The sequence below is a fragment of the Streptomyces sp. ADMS genome (assembly GCF_033441795.1).
Classification (GTDB): Bacteria; Actinomycetota; Actinomycetes; order Streptomycetales; family Streptomycetaceae; genus Streptomyces.
Genome location: NZ_JAVFVX010000166.1, coordinates 1 through 11,872, shown reverse-complemented (window position 1 = coordinate 11,872; position 11,872 = coordinate 1). Strand labels below are relative to the sequence as shown.

The 11,872-nt window shown below is 68.6% G+C and carries 13 protein-coding genes; 9 read left to right on the top strand and 4 right to left on the bottom strand.

Annotated elements, in window-relative coordinates:
* Positions 1–656, top strand: a 656-nt coding sequence (bla, locus tag RB628_RS37300; protein WP_318325081.1) for a class A beta-lactamase, incomplete at its 5' end; no start/stop codon positions are given.
* 53 nt (positions 657–709) lie between these two features.
* On the opposite strand, the gene RB628_RS37295 is transcribed toward bla, so the two are convergent.
* Positions 710–913 (bottom strand): hypothetical protein, encoded by a 204-nt coding sequence (locus RB628_RS37295; RefSeq protein WP_318325080.1) that lies wholly within the window; start codon positions 911–913, stop codon positions 710–712.
* Positions 914–1,071: 158 nt separating this feature from the next.
* A complete protein-coding gene (locus RB628_RS37290) occupies positions 1,072–1,515 on the bottom strand; it encodes a protein-tyrosine phosphatase family protein (protein WP_318325083.1) in 444 nt (147 codons plus the stop codon).
* Between the two features lie 103 nt (positions 1,516–1,618).
* On the opposite strand from RB628_RS37290, the gene RB628_RS37285 reads away from it, so the two are divergent.
* Positions 1,619–2,167: a SigE family RNA polymerase sigma factor gene (locus tag RB628_RS37285; protein WP_318325079.1), complete on the top strand. Its 549-nt coding sequence runs from the start codon at positions 1,619–1,621 to the stop codon at positions 2,165–2,167.
* Between the two features lie 62 nt (positions 2,168–2,229).
* Entirely contained in the window at positions 2,230–3,159 is a 930-nt protein-coding gene (locus RB628_RS37280; protein WP_318325078.1) for a hypothetical protein, read from the top strand.
* A 95-nt stretch (positions 3,160–3,254) separates the two neighbouring features.
* Here the strand turns inward: RB628_RS37280 and RB628_RS37275 are convergent, their stop codons facing one another.
* The gene (locus tag RB628_RS37275) at positions 3,255–3,986 is read right to left on the bottom strand and encodes a FadR/GntR family transcriptional regulator (protein ID WP_318325077.1); all 732 of its coding nucleotides are present in this window, start codon (positions 3,984–3,986) and stop codon (positions 3,255–3,257) included.
* A 258-nt stretch (positions 3,987–4,244) separates the two neighbouring features.
* On the opposite strand from RB628_RS37275, the gene RB628_RS37270 reads away from it, so the two are divergent.
* The 6 genes from RB628_RS37270 (at position 4,245) to RB628_RS37245 (ending at position 11,492) form a co-directional block, all read left to right on the top strand.
* Positions 4,245–5,891: an ABC transporter substrate-binding protein gene (locus RB628_RS37270; protein WP_412180788.1), complete on the top strand. Its 1,647-nt coding sequence runs from the start codon at positions 4,245–4,247 to the stop codon at positions 5,889–5,891.
* Positions 5,892–5,944: 53 nt separating this feature from the next.
* The gene (locus RB628_RS37265; RefSeq protein ID WP_318325075.1) at positions 5,945–6,904 is read left to right on the top strand and encodes an ABC transporter permease; all 960 of its coding nucleotides are present in this window, start codon (positions 5,945–5,947) and stop codon (positions 6,902–6,904) included.
* The gene (locus RB628_RS37260) at positions 6,904–8,895 is read left to right on the top strand and encodes a dipeptide/oligopeptide/nickel ABC transporter permease/ATP-binding protein (RefSeq protein ID WP_412180787.1); all 1,992 of its coding nucleotides are present in this window, start codon (positions 6,904–6,906) and stop codon (positions 8,893–8,895) included. Before RB628_RS37265 ends, RB628_RS37260 begins: the two co-directional genes overlap by 1 nt.
* Positions 8,892–10,016, top strand: a complete 1,125-nt coding sequence (locus tag RB628_RS37255; RefSeq protein WP_318325074.1) for an ABC transporter ATP-binding protein — start codon at positions 8,892–8,894, stop codon at positions 10,014–10,016. The genes RB628_RS37260 and RB628_RS37255 overlap by 4 nt, the downstream gene beginning before the upstream one ends.
* On the top strand, positions 10,016–10,951 hold the full coding sequence (locus RB628_RS37250; RefSeq protein WP_318325073.1) for a dihydrodipicolinate synthase family protein: 936 nt from the start codon (positions 10,016–10,018) through the stop codon (positions 10,949–10,951). Before RB628_RS37255 ends, RB628_RS37250 begins: the two co-directional genes overlap by 1 nt.
* Positions 10,952–11,207: 256 nt before the next feature.
* Positions 11,208–11,492 carry a DUF6881 domain-containing protein gene (locus RB628_RS37245; RefSeq protein ID WP_318325072.1) on the top strand — a complete coding sequence of 95 codons (285 nt, stop codon included), beginning with the start codon at positions 11,208–11,210 and terminating at the stop codon, positions 11,490–11,492.
* A gap of 159 nt (positions 11,493–11,651) precedes the next feature.
* On the opposite strand, the gene RB628_RS37240 is transcribed toward RB628_RS37245, so the two are convergent.
* The coding region (locus tag RB628_RS37240) for a tyrosine-type recombinase/integrase (protein WP_318325071.1) at positions 11,652–11,872 on the bottom strand (221 nt) is incomplete at its 5' end.

The window sequence follows — 11,872 nt, the reverse complement described above, 5'->3', positions numbered from 1 at the left end:
CCCCCCCCCCCCCCCCCCCCCCCCCCCGCGAGCCCGACGGCCGCCGTACCGGTCAGGAGCTGCGCCCGGATGATGCCCCTTGCCTTGCTCACGGCATTGGTCGTGCCCGTGCCGAGGAACACCTGGCCGAGGGCATGACCGTCGCCCAACTCGCCGACGTGGCCATCCGGTTCAGCGACAACACGGCCGGCAATCTGCTCCTGCGCGAACTTGGCGGCCCCACCGCGATCACCCGCTTCGCCCGCTCCCTCGGCGACCCGGCAACCCGCCTCGACCGCTGGGAGACCGAGCTCAACTCGGCGGAGCCGTGGCGCCTCACGGACACCACGACGCCGTACGCCATCGGCCGTACGTACGCCCGTCTGGTCCTCGGTGACGCGCTGAACTGTCCGGACCGCGAACTCCTCACCCACTGGCTGCTGAACAACACGACCAGCGACAACCGTTTCCGCCTCACCCTGCCCCCGACCTGGACGATCGCCGACAAGACGGGCGGCGGCCCCTACGGCACGAACAACAACGTGGGTATCGCCTGGACGCAGGACGGCACACCGATCGTCCTGGCCGTCCAGACGACGAAGCCCGACCAGAACGCCGCCGCCGACCATCCACTGGTCGCGGCGACGGCGGGCGTCCTGGCGGAGGCGCTGGGCTGAGGGTCGTACAACCCTGAGGCCTGCTATCGGCTGTCAGCCAATGGCCCAGTGGGTCACCCGGCGCCCGCACCGGATCCGGAGGCGCCGGGGGCCACGCTGGGCGGGTCGGCGAGCTCCGTGGCCTCCCGGACCGCGATCCGCGTGTCGATACCCGGGCCCCGGTGGCTCTGCCAGAGCCGCTCCAGTTCCTCGGTGGCCTCCGCCTGGGTCGGCACCCGGAACAGTCGCCGGACCTTCACCCTGCGCCACGGCGCCACGCATCAGGCGCTGTTATCGGCCGAGCCGCCCAATTCCGCAGCGACAGAGCTGTACAAATCGCTCGGCTTCGCAGCCGCCCCCGCGCCGCGCGAGAACTACTTCGGGCCCCACGCCGACCGCCTCGCCATGACCCTGCGCCTCTGATCCGCCCACCACCTCACCCGAACCGCCGGACGTACCGCCGCTGCCAGGGCGTCTCCACCGCATGCCGGTCGTATCCCGCCCGCACATAGGCCACCGCCTCCTCCGCGGGCACCCCGTCCAGCACCGCGAGACACGCCAGTGCCGTCCCCGTACGTCCACGCCCACCCTCGCACGCGACCTCCACCCGCTCACCCGCCGCCCTTTCCCACACCTCGACCAGGGCCGCCCGGGCGTCCGCGCGATCCTTCGGAAGCCGGAAGTCGGGCCAGTGCAGCCAGCGGAACTCCCAAAGAACAGCCGGGGGTTGACTGCCGAGGAGATAGACGGCGTACGAGGGGGCAGGCGCCGCCGGGTCGAGCGGCCGACGCAGGCCGCGCCCCCTGATCAGGCGCCCGGACGGCAACCGCAGCACGCTCGCATCGCCCTCGTCCCAGCGCCCGTCGGCCCGCTCGTCCATCCGCGCATCCCCCGGCTCGTCCATCCGTACATTCGAACCCGGTCCCGGAACCCGGGCAACCGATTCCGGGGAAACGGTGGTCTGGTGGGCGAGGGGGTACTCGATGCAGGCCGAACAAGAGGCCCAGTTCCATGAGTTCGTCAGAGCGCGGTGGTCCCATCTGGTGCGTACCGCGTATCTGCTGACCGGCGACGCCCACCACGCCGAGGATCTGACGCAGACGGCGCTGGCGAAGGCGTACCGCTCCTGGCGGCGGGTCTCGCGCACCGACAATCCGGAGGCGTACGTCCGCCGGATGCTGGTCAGCTGCAACAGTGACCGGTTCCGCAAGCGGCGCGTACAGGAGGCACTGACCGACGCGCCACCCGATGTGGTGGGGCGCGACGAAGCCGTCTCCTGGGCCGACGAGCGCAGCGCGTTGCTCGGCGCCCTCGCCCAACTGCCGTCCAAACAAAGGGCGGTGGTCGTCCTGCGCTACTGGGAGGATTTGTCCGAGGGCGAGGTCGCCGACACGCTCGGCTGTTCCCAGGGCACGGTCAAGAGCCAGGCGTCCAAGGGGCTGGCGAAGTTGCGTACGTATCCGGGACTGGCGCAGGTCGTGGGCCGGCCCGAGGCCGGTCGGACGTCACACGTCCGGGAAGGCGTCCGGTGAACGGGGAACAGCGGCCGAAGCAGTCGGAGCAGTCGGAGCAGTCAGAAGAAGCAGGTCAGCAGGTGGGTAACGAGCACGGGAAGGACTTCGAGGCACAGGTGCGCGAGTTGATGGCGGAGGACGCCTACACCATCCGGCCCTCGGCGGCGCCGTATCCGACGATCCGCCGCCGGGGCGCGATCGAACGGCGCCGGCGTGTGGCGGCGGCCGGCGCGGTCCTGATCGCGCTGGTGGCGGCACCCGTGGGGGCGTACGCGCTGAACGGGGACGGTGGTGGCAAGGGTGTGGACACGGCGGCACCACTGCCGTCGGTCAGCGCCTCGCAGGGGACCGCACCGACTCCCGTGCAGTCGGCGCCAGTTGGACCGGCCGGACCGGCGACGCCGGGGCAGTTGCTCGACGGGATCACGCTGGCGCGGGCCTCGGACGGCCTGGCGAAGTGCCTTGCCTGGGACCGCGAGAAGCAGAGGGACACCACGCCCAGGACGCGGACCGATCTGGGCGACGCCACCGACTACCGGATCATCCTGGCTCTGAACAGCACCGGTGACTCCAACGCGCCCGGCGACGGTTTCCACGTCGTCGCCGTCAAGGAGCAGCCGCAGCTGACCCGGCTGATCTGCAACGTCAAGGACGGCGAGTCGAGCGGCCTCAACATCAGCAGCGGTGGCCTGGAGCTCGACAACGGCGGCCCGGTCATGCCCGACATGAACGGCGGCAAGCTCCACCAGCAGTCGTTCATCGACAAGGGCAACTGGAAGCTTCCGTTCCGCTGGGGCAGCATCGGCCAGGTCGATTCCTCCGTGACCCGGGTGACCGTCTCGTACGGCGACAGCACCAGCGAAGCCGCCCTGGACCACGGCTGGTTCGTGGCCTCCGGCACCCTGAACCAGCAGGTCACCCTGGCTCCGCACGTCAAGGGGTACGACAACACGGGCAAGGTCGTCTACGACTCGGACAGCGACGCGATGTACGAGAAGACGCTGCCGTAGGCCAAGGCCGCGACGGGGAAGTGACGGGGGGCGCCGCACAGGGGACGGCGCCCCCTTTCACATGCCCGAGCCGGTATCCGTATCCGTTGTCGCCCTCACCCCACGCCCCGCGACTCCTGCGCCGCCCTCGCCTCTATCCCCCGGAAGTGCACGGCCAGCGCGCGTTGCGCACCCTCCACGTCATGGGCGCGCAACGCCGTCACGATGTCCCGGTGCCTGCGGGCCGTCAGCTCCGGCTCCGGGTCGTCGTGCCAGCCGCGGGCGCCCGAGACTCGGCGGAACACCGTCCAGAAGGCGCCGAGCAGCTGCGGCACGAAAGCGTTGCCGAGGGGGCCGTACAGCGCCTCGTGGAATTCGCGGTCGAGCTCGGGGAAGCACCGGCCGGCACGTCCCGCCTCCTCCATCCGGGTGACCACCGACTCCAGCCGGTCCAGTTGTGCGTCGGACAGCACCGCCGCGACCCGCCGGATGAGCCCGTCCTCCAGTACCTCCCTGACCTGGAGTATCTCGGCGAGGGCGGCGCCGTCCCCGTCGTGCCGGGCGAGCGTGCGGAACGTCAGTCCGTCAACCAGCGGCGTCAACGAGGCCTCTCCGACGTACGTCCCGTAGCCATGTCTGATCTCCACGATGTCGAGTGCCTGGAGCGCCTTGAGGGCCTCACGGACGGAGTTGCGGCTGACCCCGAGGGCCGCCATCAGCTCGACCTCGGTGGGCAGCGGCGCACCCGCCCGGAGTTTGCGGTCGAGAATCAGCTGCATGACCTCGCGCTGAACCTGGCCGCTCACCCGCCGCTCGGGCCGGCGCCGCTTCCCGGACTCCTGAGACATGCGGCGCATCGTACGCTCGCCGGACATCCCACGTCCCACCTCCAGGCATATCAAAAGCCGACTGCCGTGAATTCACGCGTTCCTTGATGCCACCGTTGGTCGAATTTCATATCGTCATTGGTCGCACCTCTGACAGATACGCCATTCGTGTGCGATCTCTTGACCGGCCCCACCGCCCCTCTTATGGTCGCGCTGCCCCCTATGACGTAGGACGTCGTATCTCCTCACCTTTTCGGACCCCACCCCGCTGGAGGAATCGTGCGCGACGTGACCCGCTACGTAACCCACGAGACATCGACCGCCCCGCACCGCCGGTCGTTCCTGAAGTACACCGGCGCGCTGGGTGCCGCCGCCGCCATTTCCTCCTCACTGTCGGCCTGCTCGTCCGGGCCGGAGTCCACCAACGACACCGGGGGCGGCGCCGGGGGCGCGAACAGCACGCTCACGGCCGTGATCGGCTACGGGAACGACGGCAGCTGGGACCCCACGCAGACGGCCTCCGCCTTCTCCATGGCCGCCAACAACCACATCTACGAGGGTCTGCTCGACACCGACCCGATCTCCCGCGAGCCGTATGCGGCGCTCGCCACAGCAGTGCCCGGCGACCTCTCCAGCACCTCCTGGAAGTTCACGCTGCGGGCCGGGGCGACCTTCCACGACGGAAAGCCGGTCACCGCCGACGACGTGGTCTTCGTATTCGATCGAATCCTTGATCCGAACACGCAGACACTCGCCAAGGGGTTTTTCGCCAGTTGGCTGAAAGAAGTAAAAAAGGTCGACGCGCAGAATGTCGAGCTGGTGCTGAAGTTCCCCTTCCCGGAAGGGGTTTCCCGGCTCACTCTGGCGAAGATCATGCCGAAGCACGTCTTCTCCCAGCCGGGCGGCTGGGACGAGGCGATCAAGGGCAAGGCGATCGGCTCGGGACCGTACCGGCAGACCGCGCACCACCCGAAGTCGAACACGACGTTCGAGGCGTTTGCCGCCTACAACGGACCGCGCAAAGCCGCGTTCAAGAAGATGAACTGGATGACGATAGTGGATGCCGCGCCCCGCGTCGCCAAGATCTCGGGCTCCAGTGCCGGCGCGCAGATCGCCGACAACATCCCGTACGCGAACATCCAGCAGCTCAAGAGCGGGGGGATGGACGTCCAGGGCGGGGCGGGGATGAACAACCTGTTCCTGATGTTCAACACCAAGCGCAAGCCCTTCGACGACGTACGGGTCCGCCAGGCGCTGCACTACGCCATCGACACGGAGAAGATGGTGCAGGTGGCCCTCAAGGGCCACGGCAGACCGTCCTCGTCGTTCCTCAACGAGGCCAACCCCAGCTACCGGCCGGCGAAAGTGGTCTACGACCACGACCCGGAGAAGGCGAAGGCGCTCCTGAAGGAGGCCGGGGTCAGCGGGCTGAAGATCGAGATTTTGTCGGTGAACGTCAGCTGGATCGTCGACTGCCTGCCCACGATCAAGGCGTCCTGGGACGCGATCGGCGTCGAGACGACCCTCAACCCGCAGGAAACCACAGCGGTGTTCACGAAGATGGACCAGAGGCAGGACTACCAGGTCGTGTCCGCGGCCTCGAACCCCAACCAGTTCGGCCTCGACGCGGACCTGATCATGCACTACAACTACGGCCCGCAGAACCTCTGGATGGGCTACGCCCGTTGGGCCGACAACTCCTTGGCCAAGCAGCTCTTCAAGGACATGGACCAGGCGACGCAGGAGCCGGACCCGGAGAAGAAGAAGGCGATGATCCAGGACTACATCGACATCGTCGCCGAGGAGGCCGTGCTCTATCCGGTCGTCCACAACGAGCTGATGACGGCCTGGGACCCGAAGAAGCTCGCCGGTATAAGGGCACAGCCGTACCCGGGCATCAACCTCCTCCAGGCCAAGTGGGTCTAGCAACCGCGGGCCCGGCCACCGTCAAGTACCGCTAGCTGTACGGGAGTTCGTACGTGGTCGCCATCGCCAGAATCCTGGCCCGCAGGATCATCCTGCTCGTCCCGCTGATGCTCGGCATCGTGCTGTTCGTGTTCCTCGTCATGCGGTTCTCGGACGTCGACCCGGCCTCCGCGTTCTTCCAGGGCGCCAACCCGACCCCGCAGCAACTGCACGACTTCCGCGAACAGAACGGCCTGTTGGACCCGTTCCCCGTCCGTTACTTCCACTTCATCGGCGACCTGCTCCAGGGCGACATGGGCATCAGCGCACTGACCCGCGCGCCGGTGCTCGAACAGGTCACCACCGCCCTGCCGCTCACCATCCAACTCACCTTCCTGGGCTTGGCCATCGCGGTGGTCCTGTCCCTGCTGGGCGGCGTCACGGCGGCCATCTACCGCGACCGCCTCCCCGACCAGATCATCCGCGTCGTGTCATTGACGGGTGTCGCGGCGCCGGGCTTCTGGCTGGCCCTGCTGATGATCCAGTACCTCGCCGTCGACCTGGGCTGGTTCCCGACCGGCGGCTACATCAACCCGGCCGACTCCTTCACCGGCTGGCTGAAGACGATGACGCTCCCGGCTCTCGCGCTCTCCCTCCCGGTGGCGGCGCAGCTCACTCGCATCGTCCGTACGGCGGTGGTCGAGGAGTTGGACAAGGACTACGTCCGTACGGCGATCGGCAGCGGCCTGCCCCCGAGAGTGGTGGTGGGCCGCAACGTGCTGCGCAACGCGCTCATCAACCCGCTCACGGTCCTGGGCCTGCGCGTCGGATACCTGCTCGGCGGCGCGGTCGTCATCGAGACGATCTTCTCGCTCCCCGGGATGGGCAAGCTGATGATCGACGCCGTGAAGAACGGCGACCCGGCGGTCGTCCAGGGAGTGGTCCTGACGACGGCGACCGGTTTCGTGGTCGTGAACCTGGTCATCGACATCCTCTATCTCCTGGTCAACCCACGTTTGAGGGATGCGGCCTGATGTTCATGATGTTCGAAAGGGGGCGCCTGGCCGCCCTCCTGTCCCGCCCGGGTATCCGTCTGCGCGGCTGGCGCCGCCTCCCGGTCCTGTCCCGGATCGCGGTCTGCTTCCTGGCGCTGGTGGTGTTCGTGGCCGTCTTCGCCCCCCTCGTCGCCCCCGACGACCCCCTGGACCAACAGCCCCTGACCGGCGGCACGGGAGCCCCCTCCGCCGAGCACTGGATGGGCCAGGACAGCCTGGGCCGCGACATCATGAGCCGGCTGATGTACGGCGCCCGCTGGTCGCTCGCGATCGGCCTGGGCGCCACCGCACTGGCCCTGACAGCGGGCGCGCTGATCGGCGCGATCGCGGCGACGTCACGCAAGGCGGTCGACGAGACGCTGATGCGCTGCCTGGACGTGGTGATGGCGTTCCCGGGCATCGCGCTTGCCGCCGTGCTAGTCGCGGTCTTCGGCGGCGGCATCACGGTCCTGATCTGCGCGATCGCGTTCCTGTTCACCCCACCGGTGGCAAGGGTGGTCCGGGCGAATGTCCTGGACCAGTACGGCGAGGACTACGTGACGGCGGAACGGGTGATCGGCGCCCGCACTCCACACATTGTCCTGAAGCACGTGGCGATCAACTGCGCAGCGCCCGTGCTGGTGTTCTGCACGGTGCAGGTCGCGGAGGCGATCGTCTTCGAGGCGTCGCTGTCGTTCATCGGCGCGGGTGTACGACCGCCGGACCCGTCCTGGGGAAGCGTCATCGCGGACGGCAAGAACATGGTCCTGACGGGCGGCTGGTGGGCGACGGTCTTCCCGGGCCTGCTGATGCTGATCACGGTGTTGTCGCTGAACGTCCTCTCGGAGGGCGTGTCGGACGCGTGGGCGGCGCCGGCGGCCCGCGACGTGGAGGTACGGGAGCAGGAAGACCCCCTGGAGGCCCCGGAGCCGGGCACCGGAAAGGTCCTCGCCCTGCCGGGCCTGACGGAGGCGGCGGAGCGCCTGCGCTCAAGGGCGCGACCGGTCGCAACCGGCCTGCCGATACTGGCGGTCGAGAGCCTGACGATCGGCTTCGCGGCCCGCCACGCGGGTGTGGACATCGTCGACGGCATCAGCTTCGAGGTCCACCCGGGTGAAGTCCTGGGCCTGGTGGGTGAGTCGGGCTGCGGAAAGTCGCTGACGGCACTGACGGTGATGGGCCTGGAACCGAAGGGCGCGCGGGTGACCGGCCAGGTCCGCTTCAACCAGCGGGACTTGCTGGCGGAACCGATGCGCGTACGCCGCAAGCTGCTGGGCCACGAGATGGCGATGATCTACCAGGACGCCCTGTCGTCCCTGAACCCGGCGATGACGATCCGCTCGCAGCTGAAGCAGGTCGTACGCCGAGGAGGCCGCCGCACCCCGGAGGAGCTGCTGGGCCTGGTGGGCCTGGACCCCGACCGCACCCTCCGCAGCTACCCGCACGAACTGTCGGGCGGCCAGCGCCAGCGGGTGCTGATCGCGATGTCCCTGTCCCGGGAGCCGAAACTGATCGTCGCGGACGAGCCGACAACGGCGTTGGACGTGACGGTCCAGGCCCAGATCATCGAACTGCTCCTGCGCCTGCGCGAGGAGCTGGACTTCGCCCTGGTCCTGGTCTCGCACGACCTGGCCCTGGTGGCGGACGTGACGGACCGGGTGGTGGTGATGTACGGCGGCCAGATCGTCGAAACGGGCGTGACGGCGGACCTGGTGGGGTCCCCCTCCCACCACTACACCCGAGGCCTGCTGGGCAGCGTGCTGTCGCTGGAGTCGGCGGCGGTCCGCATGACCCAGATCAAGGGCACGGTCCCCTCCCCCGCCGACTTCCCCAAGGGCTGCCGTTTCGCGGACCGTTGCCCGCTGGCGACGGAGGTGTGCCGCACGACGGCCCCCGATCTCCTGGGCGTACCAACCCACGTGGCGGCCTGCCACCACCCGGCGATCGACCTGACGACGCCGGAGCCGACGGGAAGCGAGACGGTGAAGTGAGCACCAGTACGGCTGTGTTGGCCACGACCCCGTTGGTGGAACTGTCGGACACGCACGTGGTCCACAAGGCCCGCAGCGGCGGCCTGTTCACCCGGGACCGCGTGTACGCCCTGACAGGCGCCGACTTCAGGGTCGCGCCCGGCGAAACGGTGGGCGTGGTGGGCGAGTCGGGGTGCGGGAAGTCGACGCTGGCGAAGGTGCTGGTGGGCGTGCAGCCGCCGACGTCGGGACAAGTGTCGTTCCGGGGCGACGACTTGTGGACGATGAAGCCGGCGGAGCGCCGCTCGGCCATCGGAACAGGCACCGGCATGATCTTCCAGGACCCGTCGACGGCTCTGAACCGTCGCCTGACGGTCCGCCAGATCCTCCGGGACCCGCTGGACGTGCACAGGCGGGGCACGACGAAGGAACGGGAGGAGCGGGTAAGGGAGTTGATGGGCCTGGTAGGCCTGCCGAGGGCGTTGGCAGACGGCCTGCCGGGTCAGCTCTCCGGCGGCCAACGCCAACGAGTTGCCATCGCACGGGCGTTGGCCCTGAACCCCGACCTCGTGGTGGCAGACGAACCGACCAGCGCGCTGGACGTGTCGGTCCGCGCCCAGATCCTGAACCTCCTCCTGGACCTGAAGGAACGGCTGGGCCTGGCTCTCGTCTTCGTCTCGCACGACATCCAGACGGTACGGCGGATGAGCGACCGGGTGATCACGATGTACCTGGGCCGGATCGTGGAGGAGTCCCCGGCGGACGAGGTGACGGACAGGGCGCGTCACCCGTACACCCGGGCACTGTTCTCGGCGACGCCGGGCCTGCTGGACCCGATCGACCCGATTCCCCTGGTCGGGCCAGTCCCGTCGGCAACCCGTCCCCCGTCCGGCTGCCCGTTCCGCACACGGTGCTGGAAGGCGACGGAGGTGTGCGCGGAGGGGATGCCGGAGTTCACGGCCGCGTCAATCCCGGGACACCGGTTCCGTTGCCACCACCCTGTGGAGGAGGGCCGGGCGACGCGGGACCTGGTCGCCCAGGCGGTCGCCGCCGTGCCCGACACGCAGAAGAGCCCTGTAGCTGACGCCCCCGTCACCACCTCCGTACCACCGCACGCCCCGAAAGACCCCAGGGAGCCCTGATGACCTTCCCCACCCCGCTGACCGGTGTCGTCCCTCCCGTCTGCACTCCCCTGACACCGGACCGCGGGGTGGACGTACGCTCACTCGTCAGGCTGGTCGACCACCTGGTGGAGGCGGGCGTGGACGGCCTGTTCGTGCTCGGTTCGTCGTCGGAGGCGGCGTATCTGACGGACGACCAGCGCAGGCTGGTGGTGGAGACTGTGGTGGGCCACGTAGCGGGCCGGCTACCAGTCCTGGCGGGCGCGATCGACATGACGACACCCCGGGTACTGGACCACGTACGGTCGGTCTCGGCGGCGGGCGCGGACGCGGTGGTGGTCACGGCGCCCTTCTACACCCGCACGCACCCATCGGAGATCGCCCGCCACTTCCGCCTGGTGGCGTCGGGCAGCCCGGTCCCGGTGGTGGCGTACGACCTCCCTGCGTCCGTACACAGCAAGCTGCCCGCTGGCCTGGTACTGGAACTGGCGGCGGATGGTGTCCTGGCGGGCCTGAAGGATTCGAGCGGCGACCTGGCATCGTTCCGGGCAGTGGTGACGGGGGCACGGGAGCACCCCGGGATCGGCGGCTTCAGCGTCCTCACGGGAAGCGAGCTGCTCGTCGACTCGGCGCTGGCGATGGGGGCGGACGGGGCGGTGCCGGGACTCGCGAACGTCGACCCGGCCGGGTACGTACGCCTGGACCGCTTCTGCCGGGCGGGCGACTGGGGGCGGGCGCGGGCGGAGCAGGAACGGTTGTGCGTGCTGTTCGGGATGGTGGCGGCGGGGGATCCGGTGCGGATGGGGGGGAGCTCGGCGGGGCTGGGGGCGTTCAAGGCGGCGCTGTATTTGCGGGGGGTCATCGACTGCCCGGTGACCGCCGATCCACAGATTCCGTTGTCGGAGGACGAGGTGGAGAGGGTGGGGAAGTTCTTGGCGGGGGCGGGGTTGCTGTAGGGCGGGGGCGGGTCCGGGGAACCAGCAGGGGGATCGGGTAGTCAGTCGACGCTTCGGCAGGGACTATCTGGTGCGTCGGCTGACCGATCACGAGTGTCGCCCTGACGCCGTCGGGCCAGGTCCGCTACACCGGGCGCACGTACGGCCACGCGGGGTGCGGGAAGGCGCCTGATCGAGAGGGTGTCTTTGTCCTCAACGGGGGGATTCTGGATGTATCCGAAAGGATAGTCGGCCACGGCAGGGGGCCCATCGAGCAATGAAGTATCTAAAGGTGGTCTGGCATCACGACTTCCCCGGCGAGCCTGTGACTCTCTTCAGCGAAATCGACGAAGAGCGCTACGAAGTTCGTAAAGTCGAGGTGTATCGAGACGGTCGGCATGAATTTGCTAGTGAGGTCACCTCAACGGGAGCAACTATGTTGGGTGAAATCGAGACGCCAAGTATTGAGGAGCTTGCCGAGCAAGAGGAATTCACCCCCACGGAGATCGATCATCAAGAATTTGAGACGGTCTGGAGAAGGGCCACTCGGGGGAAACCGTAAGCATGCTGAACGGGCTGAATTCAGCAAGTCTATGCGGTTTGCATCGTAAACCTGGGCCCTGCCAAGCTGCGTCTGACAGGGCTCCAGCGGGCCTTGACGGCAGTAGCTGACGGCAACGGCGGCGGACATTAGGTGTCCGCCGCCGTTGCCGTCCGGTTTTTAGGGGAGTTCGTCGAGGGTCTTGCCGAGGGTTTCGAGGGCATGGTGTTGGAGTCGGAGTCGGACGTGGGCGTAGACGGTGACGCCGATGTGGGCGCGGCCGAGGAGTTCCTTGATGACGACGAGTTCGACGCCTTGTTCCAGGAGCAGGGTGGCGGTGGAGTGGCGGAGGTCGTGGGTGCGCCGTGAGGCGCTGTGTTTCGAGCGGAGGTGAAAGACCT